General features: G+C 58.7%; 16 protein-coding genes. 13 read left to right on the forward strand and 3 right to left on the reverse strand.

All coding sequences use genetic code 11. The annotated features are described in order from the left end of the window. Positions 1-8 precede the first annotated feature (8 nt). The 11 genes from DBQ51_RS14715 (at position 9) to rpoD (ending at position 11,067) form a co-directional block, all read left to right on the forward strand. Positions 9-662: a nucleotidyltransferase domain-containing protein gene (locus DBQ51_RS14715; RefSeq protein ID WP_054327595.1), complete on the forward strand. Its 654-nt coding sequence runs from the start codon at positions 9-11 to the stop codon at positions 660-662. A gap of 30 nt (positions 663-692) precedes the next feature. After that, entirely contained in the window at positions 693-1,946 is a 1,254-nt protein-coding gene (locus DBQ51_RS14720) for a chloride channel protein (RefSeq protein ID WP_242977948.1), read from the forward strand. 41 nt (positions 1,947-1,987) lie between these two features. Then, positions 1,988-2,644 carry an HAD family hydrolase gene (locus DBQ51_RS14725; RefSeq protein ID WP_107631935.1) on the forward strand — a complete coding sequence of 219 codons (657 nt, stop codon included), beginning with the start codon at positions 1,988-1,990 and terminating at the stop codon, positions 2,642-2,644. A 102-nt stretch (positions 2,645-2,746) separates the two neighbouring features. Further along, positions 2,747-4,141, forward strand: coding sequence for an MATE family efflux transporter (locus DBQ51_RS14730; RefSeq protein ID WP_054327592.1), 1,395 nt, complete (start codon positions 2,747-2,749; stop codon positions 4,139-4,141). Further along, positions 4,138-4,596 (forward strand): S-ribosylhomocysteine lyase, encoded by a 459-nt coding sequence (locus DBQ51_RS14735; RefSeq protein WP_082397200.1) that lies wholly within the window; start codon positions 4,138-4,140, stop codon positions 4,594-4,596. Before DBQ51_RS14730 ends, DBQ51_RS14735 begins: the two co-directional genes overlap by 4 nt. An 88-nt stretch (positions 4,597-4,684) precedes the next feature. Further along, positions 4,685-4,888 (forward strand): 50S ribosomal protein L31, encoded by a 204-nt coding sequence (rpmE, locus tag DBQ51_RS14740; RefSeq protein ID WP_031475830.1) that lies wholly within the window; start codon positions 4,685-4,687, stop codon positions 4,886-4,888. Positions 4,889-4,957: 69 nt separating this feature from the next. Next, a complete protein-coding gene (gene hflX / locus DBQ51_RS14745; RefSeq protein ID WP_107631936.1) occupies positions 4,958-6,244 on the forward strand; it encodes a GTPase HflX in 1,287 nt (428 codons plus the stop codon). Positions 6,245-6,286: 42 nt separating this feature from the next. Then, a complete protein-coding gene (locus DBQ51_RS14750) occupies positions 6,287-6,922 on the forward strand; it encodes a YigZ family protein (protein ID WP_054327591.1) in 636 nt (211 codons plus the stop codon). Between the two features lie 111 nt (positions 6,923-7,033). After that, positions 7,034-8,035, forward strand: a complete 1,002-nt coding sequence (locus DBQ51_RS14755; protein ID WP_107631937.1) for a deoxyguanosinetriphosphate triphosphohydrolase — start codon at positions 7,034-7,036, stop codon at positions 8,033-8,035. Positions 8,036-8,071: 36 nt separating this feature from the next. Continuing rightward, complete coding sequence (gene dnaG, locus DBQ51_RS14760) at positions 8,072-9,838, forward strand: DNA primase (RefSeq protein ID WP_107631938.1); 1,767 nt, start codon at positions 8,072-8,074, stop codon at positions 9,836-9,838. Further along, the gene (gene rpoD, locus DBQ51_RS14765; protein WP_054327588.1) at positions 9,835-11,067 is read left to right on the forward strand and encodes an RNA polymerase sigma factor RpoD; all 1,233 of its coding nucleotides are present in this window, start codon (positions 9,835-9,837) and stop codon (positions 11,065-11,067) included. The genes dnaG and rpoD overlap by 4 nt, the downstream gene beginning before the upstream one ends. Positions 11,068-11,213: 146 nt before the next feature. Here rpoD and DBQ51_RS14770 read toward each other — a convergent pair whose 3' ends face one another. Next, entirely contained in the window at positions 11,214-11,876 is a 663-nt protein-coding gene (locus tag DBQ51_RS14770) for a gamma-glutamyl-gamma-aminobutyrate hydrolase family protein (protein WP_107631939.1), read from the reverse strand. 113 nt (positions 11,877-11,989) lie between these two features. Here DBQ51_RS14770 and DBQ51_RS14775 point away from each other — a divergent pair, with 113 nt between their 5' ends. Beyond that, positions 11,990-13,777: a Na/Pi cotransporter family protein gene (locus tag DBQ51_RS14775; protein ID WP_054327586.1), complete on the forward strand. Its 1,788-nt coding sequence runs from the start codon at positions 11,990-11,992 to the stop codon at positions 13,775-13,777. A 45-nt stretch (positions 13,778-13,822) separates the two neighbouring features. On the opposite strand, the gene DBQ51_RS14780 is transcribed toward DBQ51_RS14775, so the two are convergent. Then, positions 13,823-15,961, reverse strand: a complete 2,139-nt coding sequence (locus tag DBQ51_RS14780) for a hypothetical protein (protein WP_107631940.1) — start codon at positions 15,959-15,961, stop codon at positions 13,823-13,825. Next, positions 15,948-18,245 carry an efflux RND transporter permease subunit gene (locus tag DBQ51_RS14785; protein WP_242977949.1) on the reverse strand — a complete coding sequence of 766 codons (2,298 nt, stop codon included), beginning with the start codon at positions 18,243-18,245 and terminating at the stop codon, positions 15,948-15,950. Before DBQ51_RS14785 ends, DBQ51_RS14780 begins: the two co-directional genes overlap by 14 nt. Before the next feature lie 176 nt (positions 18,246-18,421). On the opposite strand from DBQ51_RS14785, the gene DBQ51_RS14790 reads away from it, so the two are divergent. Further along, on the forward strand, positions 18,422-18,979 hold the full coding sequence (locus DBQ51_RS14790; RefSeq protein WP_054327580.1) for a TetR/AcrR family transcriptional regulator: 558 nt from the start codon (positions 18,422-18,424) through the stop codon (positions 18,977-18,979). The last annotated feature ends 12 nt before the right edge of the window (positions 18,980-18,991 follow it).

Genomic DNA, 18,991 nt, shown 5'->3' on the forward strand with positions numbered 1-18,991 from the left:
AGGCAGACATGGATACGGAAAAGTGGATGGACGCGTTCACACAGGCGGTGCTGGAAGCGTTCGGTGAAAGGGTGTGCTGCGTTGGCCTGCAGGGCAGCCGAGCCCGCGGGGAAGCGGGGCCGGACGGCGACATTGATGTGGTCGTGATCCTGGATGCATGGCACATGGAGGACTGGCCGCGCTATGAGGCGGTGCTGGAAAGCCTGCCCGCACGGGACAAGGTGTGCGGCTTTGTATCCGGCTGGGAAGAACTGCTGCACTGGGAGCCGTCCGAGCTGTTCGGGTTCTACTATGATACTAGGGTGTGGTACGGCAGCCTTGCGGCGCTGCGGGAGCGCTTCGGTCCGTCCGACGCCCGCCGCGCCGTGAGGATCGGCGCCTGCGGGATCTACCATATGTGCGTACATAACCGCCTGCACGAAAAAAGCGGGCAGCTCCTGCGGGAGCTGTATAAATCCGCCTTTTTCGTTCTGCGCGCGGTGCATTTCTGTCGGACGGGCGCGTTTGTTGTCCGCCGGTCGGAGCTTCTGCCGCTATTGCAGGGGGAGGAACGGCTGATCCTGACGGCGGGCATGCCGCATCAGGAGGGGACGGAACCGTTTGCAATCCAATCCGAGCGGCTTTTGCAGTGGGCGGGTAGCCTGATCCGGTCTTACACTTGAGGGTTTTGAGGAATGAGGGAGAGTGTGGGAATGGAATGGGAGTACTGGAAGAAGCAGGCGAAAAACGCGCTTATCTTTGCGAGATGGTGCGTGTTCGCGGTTGTGATCGGCGTTGTGGTCGGGGTGACCGGCACGGCGTTCCACCACGCGCTCGACTGGGCGGGGAGGATGCGGGAGCAGCATGACTGGCTGCTGTACCTCCTGCCGCTCGCGGGTGTGTTCATCGCGTTCTGGTATAAGAAGAGCGAAATGCCGCTGGAACGCGGTACGAATTTCATTTTAACATCGGTGCGGGAGAACCATCCGGTCCGCCTGCGGCTGGCGCCGAGCATTTTCGTCACCTCGATGCTGACCCACCTTTGCGGCGGCTCCGCGGGACGTGAGGGCGCGGCGCTTCAGCTCGGCGGTTCGATCTCGGGCAACATCGGACACTGGATGCGGCTGGACGACCGTGATTCACGCACGATTACCATGTGCGGCATGGCGGCGGGCTTTGCGGCGCTGTTCGGCACGCCGCTGGCGGCGACCGTATTCGCGATGGAGGTCATCAGCGTGGGTGTGATGTATTATGCGGCTCTGTTCCCGTGTGTACTGGCGTCGCTGATTGCGCATGGCGTCGCCGTCGCGCTGGGGGGAGAAACCACGCGCTTCGCCCTCCATGCCGTGCCGGATCGGCTCGACGCGCCTCTGATCGCGCGCCTGGTGCTGTTTGGCGTGGTATGCGCGGTGCTGAGCGCGGTGGTCTGCATCCTGTTCCACCAGATCGGGCGCTTTTTGAAAAGGAAGATCCCCAACCAGTATATCTGCATTGCCGCCGGCGGCGCGGCTGTCGCAGCGGTGTCGCTGCTGCTCGGCACACGGGACTACAACGGCGCGGGCATGGCGGTGATCGAACGGGCCATTGCGGGGGAGGCGCACTACACGGCGTTTTTTATTAAGCTTGTGCTGACCGCCATCACGATCGGCGTGGGGTATAAGGGCGGCGAGATCGTGCCGGTGCTGTTCATCGGGGCGACGTTCGGCGCCGCTTACGGCGGGTTTTTTGGTCTCGCCCCTTCCTTCGCCGCCGGACTTGGCATGACGGCGGTGTTCTGCGGCGTGACTAACTCCCCGTTGACCTCGATCCTGCTGGCCTATGAGCTGTTCGGCGGGCAGTCGCTCGGCCTGTTTGCGCTTGTGATTTCCATTGCCTATATGCTCAGCGGCTATTACGGCCTGTACAGCGAACAGAAGATCCTGTACTCCAAGATGCGGCCGCAATTTATCGACAGAAAAACCAAGTAAGGCGGCGCGTCCGCCGGTATTCCCCGGGAGGAAGAGAACCAATGCACGATTTCAAAGGCGCAATTTTCGATATGGATGGCACGCTGCTCGACTCCATGCCGGTATGGAAACGGCTGACACAGGGGTACCTGAGCCAGTTCGGCCTGCACATCACGGATCAGGACTATGCGGTGACCGAGGGCTTTTCCCAGCCGCAGGTGGCGCAGTATTTCATCGAGCGCTATCCAGAGCTGCCGATTGACGTGCAGAGCATGATGGACGGGATGGACCGCCTGATCACCGCGCGCTATGAAACGATAGCCAGGCCGAAGGACGGGGTGTTCCGGTTTCTGGAGGGACTGCGCCGCCGCGGCGTAAAAATGGCGATCGCCACGCTGACCGCGCGGCGGCATGCGGAAAAGGCGCTGCGCGACCGCGGGATGATGAATTATTTCGCATTCATGCTGACGATCGAGGATGTCGGCATCTCCAAGCACGAGCCGGATATCTACCTGCGCGCGGCGGAGCGGCTGGGGCTGCGCCCTGCGGACTGCATCGTGTTCGAGGACGCGCCCTACGCAGGCGTAACCGCAAAGCGGGCGGGCTTTCGGGTATGCGGCATGGCCGAGCCGGCCTATGCGGCGGGGGAGGCCGAGCTGCGGGCAGCCAGCGACTTCTTTGTGGAGGCATCCTTTGACGAACTGGCAGGAAAGTTGTAAAAAAAACTTGCAATATCAACGATTATCCCGTAAACTATAAGTGAGGATAAATTTGAGCTGCGCCGGACAAGCTCCGGGGCGGCTTCGTTGTCGTTAGGGGGAATGAAATTGGAACAGGAAAACAAAATGGGTTCGGCGCGCATGGGGCCGCTGATTTTCTCCATGGCGCTGCCCGCGATGATCTCCATGCTGATTAACGCGCTGTACAATATTGTTGACAGCATCTTTGTCGCGCAGTATTCGCAGAGCGCGCTGGCCGCGGTCTCGCTGGTTTTTCCCTTGCAGCAATTGGTTATTGCGATCGGCGTGGGAACGGGCGTGGGCGTCAACTCACTGATCTCGCGCCGTTTGGGTGAAAAGCGGCAGCTACACGCGGATTCCGCCGCGGAGCATGGCATTGCGCTGGCGGTTATCGGCGGCCTGGCGTTCGTTGTCGTCGGCTTTGTGCTGGCGCCGCCGTTCCTTGGCGCGTTCGGTTCCGCGCCCGATGTATATGAGCAGGCGGTGCAGTATTCGCAGGTCGCGGTCGGGATGAGCTTTTTCGTCATGATTTCCATGATGTGCGAGAAAATACAGCAATCCACCGGCAACATGATTATCCCGATGTGCCAGGGATTGACCGGCGCGATCATCAACATCATTCTTGACCCGCTGATGATCTTCGGCATCGGCCCGTTTCCGGAAATGGGCGTATACGGTGCGGCCGCCGCAACTGTGATTGGACAGGTGTTTGGCATGCTGATCGGGCTGTGGGGCGTCTTTATCCACCAAAAGGTGCTCAGGATAAAGATGCGGGAGTTCAAGTGGCGCCTGCAGACTGTGAAAGACATTTACCGTGTCGGCCTGCCGGGCATCGTTATGCAGAGCGTGGTTTCGGTGATGACAGCCGGCATGAACGCCATCCTGATCAGCTTTTCGCAGACCGCGGTCAACGTTCTGGCGGTTTACTTCAAGCTGCAGACATTCGTGTTTATGCCGGTTTTCGGCCTGAACCAAGGCGCGCTGCCTGTTATGGGCTACAACTACGGCGCGCGGAATAAGGGACGCCTGTTCGGCGCCTACAAGATTGCGCTGACCGCGGCGGTGGTCATTATGGGACTGGGGCTGGTGGTGTTCCAGGCGATTCCGGAAACCATGTTGATGATGTTCGTCGACCGCACGGACGCGGCCGCGGCGCGGGAGATGCTCGAGGTTGGCGTTCCGGCGCTCAGGATCATTAGCCTGTCGTTTATTGGCGCGGCGTTCGGCATCATCAACTCGACGCTGTTTCAGGCGACCGCACGCGGCCTCAACAGTCTGATCGTGTCGGTGTGCCGCCAACTCGTTATTATCCTTCCCGCAGCCTGGCTGCTGGGCAGATGGTTCGGACTGGGCGCGATCTGGTATTCGTTCCCGATTGCGGAGATCGCGGCGTTCTTTATCTCCTACGCGCTGCTGTGGAAGGAATACCGCACCGAGCTGCGTTTTTTGGGGATTGAAAAGGAGGGCAAGGCTTGAAACGGATCGCAAGCTTCGAGGTAAACCATGATAAGCTCAAGCCGGGGATGTATACCTCGCGCATCGATGGCGACGTGACGACCTACGACATCCGCATGGTGCATCCCAATGCGGGAACCTATATCGAGCCCGCGGCCGGTCACACGTTCGAGCATCTCTTTGCAACGTTCGCCCGCAATTCAGATTTTTCAGAAAAAATTATTTACTGCGGTCCCATGGGCTGCCAAACCGGATTTTATTTTTTGGTGCGGGATATGGAAGCGGCCGACGCGATCGCGCTGGCGCAGCGGACGATGGCGTTCATCGCCGGCTATGAAGGCGGGATCCCGGGCGCGAGCCGCGTCGAGTGCGGCAATTACCGGCTGCACGATCTGGCGGGCGCAAAAAGGCTCGCTGCGTCCATGATTCCCGTGCTTGCGGGCTGGACCGAAGAAAAACTGGTATATGAAAAATAATGCTTGCATTTTGGCGGTTGCTGTGGTATCATAATTTTACGACTGTAAGAGGTTTAATGCGACTTACCGTGGAAAGAGGTGAAACAACATGAAACAGGGCATCCATCCCGAGTACAAGCAGACCACGATCCGCTGTGCCTGCGGCAATGTCATTGAGACCGGCTCCACCAAGGAGAACATCGTCGTTGACGTTTGCTCCAAGTGCCACCCCTTCTTCACGGGCAAGCAGAAGCTGGTAGACACCGGCGGACGTGTTGATCGCTTCAAGAAGCGTTTCAATCTGGATAAGTAAAACGGGAAACCATCGAAACCTTTGTGTTCGATGGTTTTTTGTTTCGTTATGCGGAGAGGAGGAAACCGTATGACCGAAAACCAAATCGAAAGCAGGGTGGAGCGCGCGGTGCTGGTCGGCCTGTCCTGTCCGGGCTTTACCGCCGAGCAGGACGCGGACGAACGCACGATGGCAGAGCTGAAAGCGCTGGCCGAAACCGCCGGAGCCGAGGCGGCAGCCATGACGCTGCAGCGCAGGCCGGCGCCGGACGCGCGTACGTTCATCGGGGAGGGCAAGACCGAGGAGGTGCGACAGCTTGCAGAAGCGAACGAGGCCGCGCTTATTTTGTTCGATAACGAGCTGTCGCCTTCCCAGATGCGGAACCTGGAGGAGCTGACCAAATGCACGGTGCTCGACCGTTCGGCGCTGATCTTGGACATCTTCGCGCAACGCGCCCGCACGGGCGAGGGTAAGCTGCAGGTCGAGCTGGCGCAGTACCAGTATATACTGCCGCGGCTGGCCGGTATGTGGACGCATCTGGTGCGGCAGACAGCCGGCGGCGGCAAAAGCCCGATCGGCACGCGCGGCCCCGGCGAAACCCAACTGGAAACCGACCGCCGCCATATCCGCCGCCGCATCGACAAGTTGAAAGAGGATTTGGAGCAGGTGCGCCAGGTGCGTGCTGTGCAGCGGCGCCAGCGCAAAAAGACCGAGATGCCGCTGGTCGCGATTGTGGGTTATACCAACGCGGGGAAATCCACGTTGCTCAACGCCCTGACCGGAGCGGGCATTCCGGCAAACGACAGGCTGTTTGACACACTTGACCCGACAACGCGCAAAAAAAGGATATCGGACACACAGGAGATCCTGCTGTCTGATACGGTCGGCTTTATCCGCAAGCTGCCGCACCATCTGGTTTCCGCATTCAAGGCGACGCTTGAGGAGCTGGCCTATGCCGACCTGCTGCTGCATGTGGTCGATGTTTCGGACGAGGACTGGGAGCAGCAGGCAGAAACCGTGGAAAAGGTGGTCGCCCAGCTCGGCGCGCAGGATATTCCGCGCGTAATGGTATATAACAAGGCCGACAAATGCGCGCCGGATACGCTTCCGTTTTACCGGCCGGACGAGGGCGTCGCGATCTCCGCGAAAACCGGAGAGGGGCTGGATGCGCTGCTCGCGGCGATCGAGCGCGCGCTCGGCCGCGGCAAGCACAGGGTGTGCCTACGCATCCCGTACAGCGATGGGGCGGTGCTGGATATGTTGCACCGCGAGGCACAGGTCGAAGCGGTCGAATACGCAGCAGACGGCACGGTGGTCCGCGCGGTCGTGGATGACAAGACCTACGGCAGGGTAGCGGAATACCTGGCAGAGGAATGATGCAGGTGATGGGGATACCCAACCGCGCACGGGGATAGAAGTATGGGAAAAGACTACTTTGTGCCGTTTTCCGAATACGGCGAGGACAAGTTTGAAGAAAAGCATTCCAAATTCACCGGCCGCCTGTGGCGCGTGGAAAGCGCGGAGCAGGCGGTGGCACGGGTCAAACAGATGCGTGATGCGCACTGGGATGCTACGCACAACTGCTGGGCCTATATCATACGGGAAGGCAACCTGATGCGCTACTCGGACGACGGGGAGCCGCAGGGTACAGCGGGGATGCCTATTTTGGACGTGTTGCGGCACGAAAAGCTGGAAAACGTCTGCTGCGTGGTCACGCGGTATTTCGGCGGGATACTGCTCGGCACCGGCGGGCTGGTGCGCGCCTACACCAAAGGGGCGCAGCTTGCAGTCGCGGCGGCGGGCGTCCAGCGGATGAGCCTGTACAGCGTGCTGCTGATTGCCTGCCCGTACCACTTGTATGAGATGGTGACGCACCTGCTGCCGGACTATGACTGCTCGATTGAGGAGACGGATTATGGCGTGGACGTCACGCTGACCTGCACGGTGCCGGCGGGCGGGGAGCAGGCGCTGAACGAGGCGCTGGCCGAGGCTACTGCAGGTTCGGTCTACGCCGAGGTGGTGGAAACCAAATTCATGGGCCGGCGAGTCCGATAGGGCGCCGGCGGCTTGGATTTTTCTAAAAAAAATTTTGAAAAGAAAGAGGAAAACGCAGTTCCATCTGGTATTTTTATTATATAGGCAATTCAGGCAGGGAGAGTGGAGCGTATGACTGTTCGTGAACAGCAGCAGGAAAGGGAACGGCTGACCTTGGCCAATTGGGCAACAAAGTCCTACGCTTCCAGGGGCCGGCAGCGGCCGATGGAGGAATGCCCGTACCGCACCTGCTTCCAGCGCGACAGGGACCGCATCATTCACTCCAAGGCGTTCCGGCGGCTGTCCAACAAGACACAGGTATTCATTTCGCCGGAGGGCGACCACTATCGGGCGCGGCTGACGCATACGCTGGAGGTGGCGCAGATCGCGCGGACGGTCGCGCGGGCGCTGCGGCTGAACGAGGATTTGACGGAAGCGATCGCGCTGGGGCATGACCTGGGGCATACGCCGTTCGGGCATGCCGGCGAGCGCGCGCTGGACGAGGTCTGCCCGTTCGGGTTCCGGCATAATGAGCAGAGCCTGCGTATGATCGACCGGATTGAGGACCTGAACCTCACCTGGGAGGTGCGCGACGGTATCGTGTGCCATACGGGCGGCAGGAAGGCGGATACGCCGGAGGGCCGTATCATCCATTTCGCGGACCGGATCGCCTACATTAACCACGACATCGACGACGCGATCCGCGGGGGACTGATCCGCGCGGCGGATATTCCGCGCCGCCTGCTCGACAGCTTGGGCGATACCCATGGGCGGCGCATTGACACGATGGTGACCGCCATGATCTCCTATGGGCAGCAGCATCGGGAGATTGGCATGGACGAAAAGACGCACCACGAAATGCTCGAGCTGCGCCAGTTTATGTTTGACTATGTATACCAGGGGACAGAGGCGCAGAGCGAGGAGCAGCGCGCGAAAAATATGTTGCGCAGCCTGTATGAATATTTTGTCGAACATCCGGACGAGCTGCCGAGCGATTATTTTGTCCTGATGACGCAGGGCGATCCGCTCGAGCGCGTTGTATGCGATTATATCGCCTGCATGACCGACCGGTACTCGATTTCCACCTATAAAAAATTATTTATTCCGAAAAGCTGGAATAAGATTGAAGATTGACGAAAACGGTTAAGATAAAGGGAAGGAGGGGGCGCAATGCCGTTTGACCGCGTGTTTTTGGACGAGCTTTCCGCGCGGAATGACATCGTGGATATTGTTTCGCAGTACGTGCAGCTGAAAAAAAGTGGCGCAAATTATTTCGGTCTTTGCCCTTTCCACAATGAAAAGACCGCTTCGTTTTCTGTTTCTCCGGACAAGCAGATTTTCCACTGCTTCGGCTGTGGCGCGGGCGGGGGCGTGATCACGTTCGTGATGAAAGCCGAGGGGCTGGAATTCCCTGATGCGGTGCGCTTCCTGGCCGACCGCGCGGGCATGCAGGTACCCGAGCAGGGGGAGGCGGAACGGAAAGCGGCGCGCCACCGCGAGCGGCTGTATGCGCTCTGCAAGGATGCGGCGCGGTTCTATTACCAGACGTTATGGCAGCCGGAGCATCGGGCGGCGCAGCAGTATTTCATTGGCCGCGGCCTGCACCGGCGCGTTATGAATCAGTTCGGGCTGGGCTATGCGCCCGACTCCTTCCACGCGCTGATCGACGCAATGACCGCCAAGGGCTATACGCGGGAAGAACTGATGGATGCCGGACTGGTCAGCCGTAGCGAAAAGGGGAGGATTTACGACCGCTTCCGGAACCGCGTCATGTTCCCGATCATTGATGTGCGCGGCAATGTGATCGCGTTCGGCGGGCGGGTGATGGATGATTCCAAGCCCAAATACCTCAATTCCCCTGAAACGCTGATTTTTCATAAAAGCCGCAACCTGTTTGCGCTGAATCTGGCCAAGACGACGAAGAACGGGTACTTTATTCTCGCGGAAGGGTATATGGATGTGATCGCGCTGCATCAGGCGGGCTTCGACTCCGCCGTGGCCTCGCTCGGCACATCGCTGACCGAGGAGCAGGCGCGTATCATCGCGCGCCACACGGATCAGATCGTGATTTCCTATGACGCGGACGGCGCGGGACAGGCCGCCGCACAGCGCGCGATCGATATTCTGAAAAAATGCGACCTGCAGGTTAAGGTGCTGAAAATACCGGGCGCCAAGGATCCGGATGAATTTATCAAGGCCAAGGGGGCGGACGCGTTCCGCGCGATCATTGATCGGAGCGAAAACCACAACGCCTACCGGCTGGAGCAGATCGCGGCCAAATACGATCTGGAGGACGACGAGGCGCGCGTACTGTTCCTGCGGGATGCGGCGCGTATGCTCGCGGGCATCGAAAGCTCGATCGAGCGCGAGGTATACGCGGGACGCGCCGCCAAAATGGCGGGCGTAACGGCGGAGGCTATGAATATCGAGGTGCGGCGGGAGCTTGGTATCCGGCGTAAGCGGCGGCAGGCCGCGGAGCGCCGCGAGATCCGCTCGCCGGTCGGCATGGCGCAGCCAAAGGACCGGACGCTGGCCTATACGGATGTAAAATCCGCGAAAGCGGAGGAAAATGTGCTGCGGCTCCTGTTCTCCGATCAAAAGCTGATCGCGGGGATGGAAAAGGAAGTGCCGCCGGCATGGTTTTCCGCGCCGGTACTGCGTAAGATATATGAGCGGGTGCTGGCGCTCGATCGGGAGGGGCAGATTGTCGACGTACTGCCGTTCGAGGGTTGGCTTGAGCCGAATGAAATGAGCCTTTTATCTTCGATTCTGGAGCAGAGCCTGCCTGCCGGCGAGCAGAGGCAGGCGCTGCACGAGTACATAGATACCATAAGAATGCAGCGTGTCAGGGATGGTACGATTCAGGAAGCGGGCGAGGACCCGCTGCTTACCTTTGGACGCATTAAAAAACAAAACGCGGGAGGACAAACGATATGACGACAATGGGCAATGGCAATGCGCCGGAGCAGGCGGTGGACCAGCAGCAGGTGGTGAAGGACCTGCTGGCGCTCGGCAAAAAGAACGGGAGGCTGACGCTCAAGGAGATTGCGGACGCGCTCGGCCAGTTGGATATGGAAAGCGACGACATCGATAAGCTGTATGAAACGCTGGAGTCGATGGGGATCGAGATCGAGACCGAGGGCGTGCTTGAAAAGGCGCTGGGCGACGATGATGACGAGGTGTTCGAGCCTGAGGACGTCGAGGAGGTGCCGGAGGAAGAGCTGGTTGATACCTCGGCAATGGCGGAAGCCTTTGCGATTGACGATCCGGTGCGCATGTACCTGAAGGAGATCGGTAAGGTCGACCTGCTCAGCCCTGAGGAGGAGATCACGCTCGCCGAACAGATGCAGAGGGGCAATGAGGCGATCGAGCGCGTCCGCAATGAGGGGGACGCGATCCCACCGGAGGAGCGCGCCGGACTGGATAAGGACATCAAGGCCGGCGAACGGGCGAAAAAGCGTTTGGCCGAAGCAAATCTCCGTCTGGTCGTTTCGATCGCAAAGCGCTATGTCGGCCGCGGGATGCTGTTTTTGGATTTGATCCAGGAGGGCAACTTGGGCCTGATCAAGGCAGTGGAAAAGTTTGATTCGACCAAGGGCTTCAAATTTTCCACCTATGCAACCTGGTGGATCCGGCAGGCCATCACCCGCGCGATCGCGGATCAGGCGCGGACGATCCGCATTCCGGTACACATGGTAGAGACGATTAACAAGGTCATCCGTGTTTCCCGCCAGCTCCTACAGGAGCTGGGACACGACCCGAGTCCGGAGGAAATTGCCAAGGAAATGAATATGCCGGTCGATCGTGTGCGCGATATCCTCAAGATTGCGCAGGAGCCGGTTTCGCTGGAAACGCCGATCGGCGAGGAGGAGGACTCTCATCTGGGCGATTTCATTCCGGATGATGACGCGCCCGAACCGGCTGAGGCGGCTTCATTCATGCTGCTCAAGGAGCAGCTGGTCGAGGTACTCAAAACCCTGACCCCGCGCGAGGAAAAGGTGCTGCGGCTGCGGTTCGGCATCGAGGACGGTCATACCCGCACGCTCGAGGAGGTCGGCAAGGAGTTCAACGTCACCCGTGAGCGTATCCGCCAGATCGAGGCCAAGGCGCTGCGCAAGCTGCGCCATCCGTCGCGTTCCAAAAAGCTGAAAGACTTCCTGAACTGACGCGGGCTGCTGCCCGGCGTTCAGGGATAACGCGCACTGCGGTTACATCAAAAAAGCACCGGAAAAGCTTGTTTCCGGTGCTTTTTGCCTGTCGGTGCAGAGGGAGAAAGGGATAGGCGCGCGGAACGACGAGAGGCCTTAAGCTGTCAGCAGCGCTCAATCAGCCAATGGAACAGGGGAAGGTGGTTCGCGCCCGCCACATCTTCGCAGAAGGGCGGCACCATGCGTTCGGGATGCCACTGCACGCCAAGGATAGGGGCGGTGGCGTGCATAAGCGCCTCGATGATGCCGTCGCTGGCACGCGCGGCGGTTTGGAGGCAGGGCGCGGGCTGATCGACCGCCTGGTGATGGTAACTGTTGACCGTGGGGGCCGGCCCCACGAGTGCAGAAAGCGCGCCGGTACAGCGGATGCCGTGGCAGCCGCCGCTGTGCGCGGGGATATCCTGATGCAGCGTGCCGCCGAGAAAGACGTTGATCACCTGGACGCCGCGGCAGATGCCGAGGATGGGCTTGCGGCGGCGGTAAAAGTCCTCGAAGAGTGCCCGCTCCTCCTTGTCACGCACCGGATCAACCGAAAGCGCGGCGTTTTGGACGCTTTGCCCGAAACAGGAGGGATGGATGTCACCGCCGCCGGCGAGCAACAGCCCGTCGCAGCGGGCGGCAAGGCAGGCGGATGGGCCACCTGTATACAATACGCCCGCCGCGCCAGCGCCGCCCAGACAGGCGCCGTACAGCGCGGATTGCTGTCGTGACATGGATAAATTGCCCATTACGCGGCTGCTGGAAATTAAAATCAGTGGATGTTGCACAGCTTTCTCCTCCTATGCCTTTTTTCGTTGACAGGGCAATATAGAATCATTATACTTAAATTGTATGGGAAAAATAAAAATGAAGTTAAGGGTATGTGAAACGGAGGAAGCGCATGGAGTTCAATGTGCTGTCGGTCGTACAGTTGGTAGGCGGCTTGGCGCTGTTTATTTACGGTATGACCACCATGGGAAAGGGTTTGGAGCGCGCGGCCGGCTCTAAGCTTGAAAAAACGCTGGAAAAAATGACCGGCAATGTGTTTAAGGCGCTGCTGATGGGGATGGTAGTCACCATGGTCATCCAGTCCTCTTCAGCGACGACGGTCATGGTGGTCGGCTTTGTAAACGCTGGCATAATGTCTTTGCGGCAGTCTGTCGGTGTTATTTTGGGCGCGAATATCGGTACCACGATCACCGCGCAGATTCTGCGGCTGGACAGCGGCGGCGAGATAGGCGGCAATCTGTTCATGCAGATGCTCAAGCCGAAAAACCTCGCCTTTCTGATTGTCCTGGCCGGTGTTATCATTATGATGCTCGCCAAAAAGCGCAGGACCCGTGATATCGCGGATATCTTTTCCGGATTCGGCATTCTGTTTATCGGTATGTCCACGATGGAAAGCGCGGTCGCGCCTCTGGCTGATCTGCCCCAGTTCGCACAGTTGTTCGCGACGATTGCAAACCCCGTGCTCGGCGTCTTGGTTGGCGCGGGCGTAACGGCGATCATCCAGTCCTCGTCCGCATCGGTCGGTATTTTGCAGGCGCTGTCCACAACGGGCGCGATCACCTATGCCGCCGCGATACCGATTATCCTAGGTCAGAACATCGGCACCTGCATCACGGCGTTCCTGTCGTCGATCGGCGGTTCCAAAAACGCCCGCCGAACCGCGATGGTGCATTTTTACTTCAACCTGATCGGCTCGATCGTGTTTTTGGTCGTCATTTATTCTATCCAGTACACGGTCGGCTTCTCGTTCTGGAATTCGGCGATCGATAAGGGCGGCATCGCCAATTTCCACACGCTGTTCAATGTCACCTGCACGATTCTGTTCCTGCCGTTTACCAAACTGCTGGTGCATCTGGCGGAATGGAGCGTTCCGTCGGGCGAGCAGCAGGAGGACCCACTGGCGCGTTTGGAGCCCCGCTTCCTGACGACGCCGTCGCTGGCCCTGGAGCAGGCGCAGCGCTGCATTGCGGATATGGGCGATGCGGCCAAGCAGAACCTGCAGCTGGCCACCGAGCCGCTGTTTGACAAAAGCGCGCCGAACGAAAGCCTGTTCAGGGAGCATGAGAGCTTTTTGGACCGTGCCGAGGTAGAGGTCGCGCGGTATCTGACCAATATCCACAATATCCGTTCGGTCGACCAGCGGCGCCAGTTAGCGGAGATGATGCACTCGCTGTCCGATTTCGAAAAGATTGGGGACTACGCGCAGAATATCTTTGACCGCGCGGAGGAATTCCGGCAAAGCGATCTGTCGTTCTCGGAAACCGCGGCGCAGGAGCTGCATACCATGTGCCAAGCGGTCGGTGAGGCGCTTGACCTGACCGTTGAGGGGTATGTGACGCGGTCGGTTTCTATCGCGCGCACGGTCGAGCCGGTGGAAGAGGTCGTGGATACGCTCAAGGAGCGGCTGAAAAGCAACCACATTCAGCGCTTGGGGAATAATGAATGCACGATGCAGATCGGCATCCATTTCCTTGATATCGTGCATGATCTGGAAAAAATCAGCGACCATTGTTCGAATATTGCGATTTATACGATCCAGCTTGGCGAGGGCGCCGAGGAGTTCGATACGCATGAATACGCCAAGGAGGGCTACCGGTCCACGCCGCAATTCGCGGAAAAGCTGCGCTATTATCAGCAGAAATACCTGACGCAGATCCAGGCGGCACAGGAAAAGGCCTAAAGCAGTATATGAAAGCGCCGCGTTCGTTAGAACGCGGCGCTTTTGTCATTCCTCAGAGACGAATACCCCATATATGGCGGAAAAGAGCTTTCTGAAAATGTTCCCGATGCGGGCGAGTACACCCTCGTCGGCCTGCTCTTGGTTCGCGGCGGCGGTTCCTTCATCATCGTCGAGCGATATCTCATGGGTGCGCAGGATAAACTGAAGGCTGGCCGGCGTCGGGTTCTGGCTGCTGGTCACGGACTGAAGCTCGGCTTGCGCATCGATGTTGAGGACATTGGTATCCTCTTCCAGATCCTTTTCCGCGTCGTCCACCGCGCTGTGGATCGAATCGGTTGCTTTCTGTAGGCTGCTGGAGCTGTTGGAGCGCGCGGCCTTATCCAGAACGTCCAGCAGTCCGTCGATCGATGTTTGCAGGCTGGCGTCCGCCTGGCCGCGGACCGAGCGCAGGATGCCGTTGGCGGAGTCGAGCATGTCGTAGGAGGCGGACAGCGCTTTGGTAAGCGCAACCATCAGCTCCTCGCCCTTGTCCGCAGCGGAAACCGCCTCGGTCGTGATCTGCTGCAGGCAGGTGGACAGGGCGGGGATATCGGCCACAAGCTGATTGACACGCTCGAGCGAGGTGTTCATCAGATCGGCGAGCTTTTTCCCCTCCGCGGTGAAATCCTGCGGCAACCCCTCGTAATCATCCAGCACATCCGCGATATCCGCAAGGTTTTCCAGGATGCCGTCCGAGGAGGACAGCATGCTCTCCAAGCTGTCCGCGGCGTCCGACAGCGTGCTCAGCGTTTTTTTGGACGCTGCGATCGTTCCGGACAGGCCAGAGGGGAGGGCGGACAGCATATCGCCTAACGCGGCCGCTTCTTCGGGGGTGATGATGCCAGCGGAAACCAGATGCGCCAAATCGAGCTGGATCAGTGTGATGAGCGCGTCCTGGATATCCTCCAATGCGGAAAGGGAATTCCTGAGGGAACTCAGGTTGGAGGACAGGCGGCCCATATCGTTTTTTAGGTCGTCCACAGCGCTCCGCAGCTGGTCGATATAAAATCCGTCAATATCGGCGGCGTCGTCCAGGTCGTTGAACATATCCTCCAGGTTATCCAGGGATATCTTGACTTTGCGGAGCAATTCCTGATATTCGAGGATATCGGCGCCGGATTCCTCAAGCGTGCCGAGCATGCTGTTGACGGTAGCGTTGAGCGTGACCAGTATGGTTTTCATGGCGTTCAGCTCGGGAATCAGGGAGTCGGATTTGCCGGCAAGCGCTTCCAGCGCGTCAAGGGCCGCGTCGGTTTTGGGGTCAAGGGTGCCGCGGTCCGCGACAAGCTGCTTGCGCACCTCGTTGATGCCGGATACGCCGTGTGACAGCGTATTAAAGCCGCTCTGCATGCTCTGCAGCGTTTCCAGCATGCTGCTGAGCCCCTCATACAGGTTGTCGCCCGAGTCCCCGAGGCGGTCCTTGATATCCTTCATATCCGCGAGGATATCGAGCGAGGAAAGCGTGGCGGGCGCCAGGAAAAGCAGAAGCCCCATGCTTTCAAAGCTGTTTGAGCCGATCCGCACGGTAAAGGTGCTTTCCTCGCCTGGCAGGCCCATGAAAAAGACGATCTTGTAGGTTCCCATCGACTGCACCTGCGCGCCGGGCGCTTCGATCGAGAGTGCTTTGCTCATGTCGATGCCGGTGCCGCAAATGAGTGTCATATTGTTTTTGTAATACTCGCTTGCGGCTTCGTTCGGTACGGCGTGAATGGTCATTTCGATCAAACCGGACGCGCCCGCGCACGTTTCCGCTTCGACGGGTACGCCGTTAAGCTGATAGGATACATCGAAATTCCACGGAAGCTGTATAGGCTCCTCCCCGTTGGGGATGCATTCATAATAGAAGCGCTGCTGTCCGTCGTCCGCGATCTCCCAGGTGACCGAACCGTCGCTGAGCGCAGGCTCGTCATAGGTGGACATGTTATATACAGCGCTGTAATCGCCATAGTCGGTAAACGAGGTATGGCCGTTCAGGTTCACGCCCTTGACGATGCGGGTATCCTCGGGCATGCCATAGTAATCCAGGTTGATATAAACCGCCTCGTCGGTTTCCACGACAGGCGCGGCGGCAACCGCCGCCTGGGGCAGCAGGAGCGCTGGCAGAAGCGCGCAGGCGGTCAGGCGGCATAGCTTATTTGCGAACATGGTTGTTTTCCTCCTCTCGGTCGGCCTTATCCGGTGTATCCGCCGGCTTTTGCGGATGGAGCAGGCGCATGAGCCGGTTCCGGATGGCCTTATGTCGGGCGCGGCGGTTTTCGCGGATTTGTTCCTGCAGGCGCAGACGCTGCTCATGCAGCGCGCTGAGCGTGGGCAGCGTTAGCTTTTTGTCGCGAATGCGGTTCATCCTGGCGTGCTTTTTCTGCGCGTAATCCGGCTTTATGATCCAGCGGTCGAACAGCATCAGGCACATCGGCAGCAGGAACAGCACAAGGATCATGGAGATCAGCGCGCCGCGGCCGATCAGTTGCCCCAGGCCTGACACCGCCTCGACCGAGGTGAGGAAGAACAGGCCGTAGGCGACCGTCATGATAATCAGGCCGGAGGTCAGGATGGATTCCGCGCTAACCGTGACCGCGCGGATGGCAGCCTCCCGTTTATCGCCCTGCGAACGGGCGTCCAGATAGTTGCCGGTCAGCAGGATGGAATAATCGATTGTCGCGCCGAGCTGGATACAGCCGACGATAATAAAGCCGAGGTACATGGTGCGCTGTCCGTAGATGTAGGGCAGCGCGGTGTTGATGTAAATGGCGCATTCGATCGGGATCAGCACGACCAGCGGCAGCAGCAGCGCCTTATAGGTGATTGCCACCACCAGCGCGACGCCCAGCAGCGAGACGATGTTGACTCGGTTGTTATCCGGCACGATGATTTCCTTGATATCCTGTGTAGAGGGAGTTACGCCGACCAGATAGGTCTGCTCATCCGGATAATACCGGTCGATGACGGCGCGGATCTCATCCGCATATCGGAACGCCGCGTCGCTTTCGCCGGCGGAACGGACGTTGATGATTACGCGCGCCCAGTGCTCGGAGTGCAGGATGCCGGTGATGCTCTCCGGCAAAAAATCCTCCGGTATGCCGGAGGGCAGGACCGAAGCCAGGCCGAGAGAATATTTGACATAGGGCAGGCTGTCCAGTTCCTCGCTCATGGCCTTTTCCGTGACGTTGCTGTCCAGCGGGACCAGGGCGAGCATCATATTGCTCTGTCCGAATTCCGCGTTCATCCGTTGCTCAGCCTCATAGACCGGCGTGCCGGGGGAGTTGGCGACCGCCTCATTGCCATAGGTGAAATCGGCCATGCCCTGCGCGACATAGCAGGGGACGATCAGTACCATCACCACGATCAGGATCGGCTTGCGGACTTTGTACACAAACTCCCCGAAGCCGCGCCACTGCTTGGGGACGAACGGCCGGTGTTGGGTCTTCGCTACGATATTCTGGCTGCGCAGGATCAGCGCGGGCATCAGCAGCAGCACGGTGACAAGGCTCAGCGCGATGCCTTTTGCCAGCACCAGCCCCATATCCGGACCGATGCCGAAGTTCATCAGCACCATGGCGGCAAAGCCGACGATGGTTGTCGCGCCGGAGGCGCCGATCGAGGAAACGGCCGAGCGCAGCGCGTTGGCCATGGCCTGCTCGGGTTCGGCGCCGTTGGCCCGTTCCTCGGTGAACGCATGCAGTAGGAAAATGGAGTAGTCCATCGAACAGGCGAGCTGTAGGACCGCGCCCACCGCGTTGGATAGGAATGAGATCTCGCCGAATATGATGTTGGAGCCCATGTTGATGATAATGGCGATGCCAAGCACCGAAAGGAACAGCACAGGCTCAAACCAGGAGGTTGTGGTGAGCGTCAGGATCAGATAGATGATGATGACCGCAAGCACCATCACGCGCGCGACCTCCGCGTTGATCGTGGGGCCGAGGTTGGTGTCTGACACCGCTGAACCGGCCACCAGGCCGCGGTCCCCGACGATCTGCTCGATCTCCCGAACCGCCTTGTGCGTCCGGCTGGACGAATCCTTCTCCAAAAAGATGACGTCCATATAGGCCTTTCCGTCCTTGTAGTAATCCTCGATGTCCGTGTAGTCGATAAATGCGCTGGAACCGTAGATGTTGGTCTCCAGATCGCACCACATGACCATATCGACGCCCTCTACATCGGCGATGCGGTCCTTGACGTTTTTCGCCTCGTACAGCGTGACATCCTCCAGCATGACGCGCCCCATGCCGGGATAGGTGAATTCGTCCTCCATGATATCGAGCGCCTGCGCGGATGGACTGGAATCCGGCAGGTATTTTGTCAGGTCGTAGTTAACGCCGACCATTGGGATACAGATCAAACTGAAAATGATAAGTACGGTAAACACTTTTTCGATCAGCCTGCGGCTGTGAATGATCAGGTCAACAGGACTATGTCCCTTTCGTTTCACAAAGAAAAACACCATCTTTCTTGAAAATAGACATTGCGTACGATTTCTTTTCATGTTATAGTATAGTACATAAGGATAACATACACAATAATCAAATCTATTCATAATGAATGATAATAAACAAAATATATTTTAATGTATGTTATCTTTGGAGTAATGGACAGGAGGGAGTCCTGATGGAGGAGCGGGAGGACAAACGCATCAGGCGCACGAAAAAGCTGCTGCGGCAGGCATTGACAAGGCTGATGCAGCAAAAGGATTTTCAGAGCATCACCGTGACCGATGTGGTGCGGGAAGCGGATATCAACCGCGGAACGTTTTATGCGCATTATCGGGATGTTTACGATCTGCGTGAAAAAATAGAAAGCGAAATGATCGCGGACTTTCGCGGAATGATCGACGATATCCATTTGAACGGCGGCGGCTCCCTGCATCCGGTGCTCATGCGCGCGGTGGATTATCTGGAGGAGAATCGGGAGATTGTGACCACGCTGGTCCGTGTGAGCGGAGCGGAGGGGTTCAGCAAAAAGCTGATCCATGTGATTGAGGAATGCCGCATGGAGTCCGTGCCGTGCAGGGGCGTGGAGGATGTTTACGTCGCGCGCTTTATTGCGACCGGCGTGGTAGGGATGCTCGAACGGTGGGTCGCGGAATCGCAGCCGCTGCCGAAAAATGAGTTGATCGCGCTGATGGAACATATCCTTTCCCCCATGCTGCAGTCGGCCAGGGGATAAAAAACGCATGCT

The organism is Agathobaculum massiliense (assembly GCF_900291975.1).
Taxonomy (GTDB): domain Bacteria; phylum Bacillota; class Clostridia; order Oscillospirales; family Butyricicoccaceae; genus Agathobaculum; species Agathobaculum ammoniilyticum.

Excerpts from the sequence above, each read along its gene's own strand:
- DBQ51_RS14775 (WP_054327586.1), top strand. The coding sequence starts at position 11,990 with ATGGAGTTCAATGTGCTGTCGGTCGTACAGTTGGTAGGCGGCTTGGCG.
- DBQ51_RS14720 (WP_242977948.1), top strand. The coding sequence starts at position 693 with ATGGAATGGGAGTACTGGAAGAAGCAGGCGAAAAACGCGCTTATCTTT.
- rpmE (WP_031475830.1), top strand. The coding sequence starts at position 4,685 with ATGAAACAGGGCATCCATCCCGAGTACAAGCAGACCACGATCCGCTGT.
- DBQ51_RS14755 (WP_107631937.1), top strand. The coding sequence starts at position 7,034 with ATGACTGTTCGTGAACAGCAGCAGGAAAGGGAACGGCTGACCTTGGCC.
- DBQ51_RS14790 (WP_054327580.1), top strand. The coding sequence starts at position 18,422 with ATGGAGGAGCGGGAGGACAAACGCATCAGGCGCACGAAAAAGCTGCTG.
- hflX (WP_107631936.1), top strand. The coding sequence starts at position 4,958 with ATGACCGAAAACCAAATCGAAAGCAGGGTGGAGCGCGCGGTGCTGGTC.
- dnaG (WP_107631938.1), top strand. The coding sequence starts at position 8,072 with ATGCCGTTTGACCGCGTGTTTTTGGACGAGCTTTCCGCGCGGAATGAC.
- DBQ51_RS14715 (WP_054327595.1), top strand. The coding sequence starts at position 9 with ATGGATACGGAAAAGTGGATGGACGCGTTCACACAGGCGGTGCTGGAA.
- DBQ51_RS14750 (WP_054327591.1), top strand. The coding sequence starts at position 6,287 with ATGGGAAAAGACTACTTTGTGCCGTTTTCCGAATACGGCGAGGACAAG.
- DBQ51_RS14780 (WP_107631940.1), bottom strand. The coding sequence starts at position 15,961 with ATGTTCGCAAATAAGCTATGCCGCCTGACCGCCTGCGCGCTTCTGCCA.
- DBQ51_RS14725 (WP_107631935.1), top strand. The coding sequence starts at position 1,988 with ATGCACGATTTCAAAGGCGCAATTTTCGATATGGATGGCACGCTGCTC.
- DBQ51_RS14730 (WP_054327592.1), top strand. The coding sequence starts at position 2,747 with ATGAAATTGGAACAGGAAAACAAAATGGGTTCGGCGCGCATGGGGCCG.
- rpoD (WP_054327588.1), top strand. The coding sequence starts at position 9,835 with ATGACGACAATGGGCAATGGCAATGCGCCGGAGCAGGCGGTGGACCAG.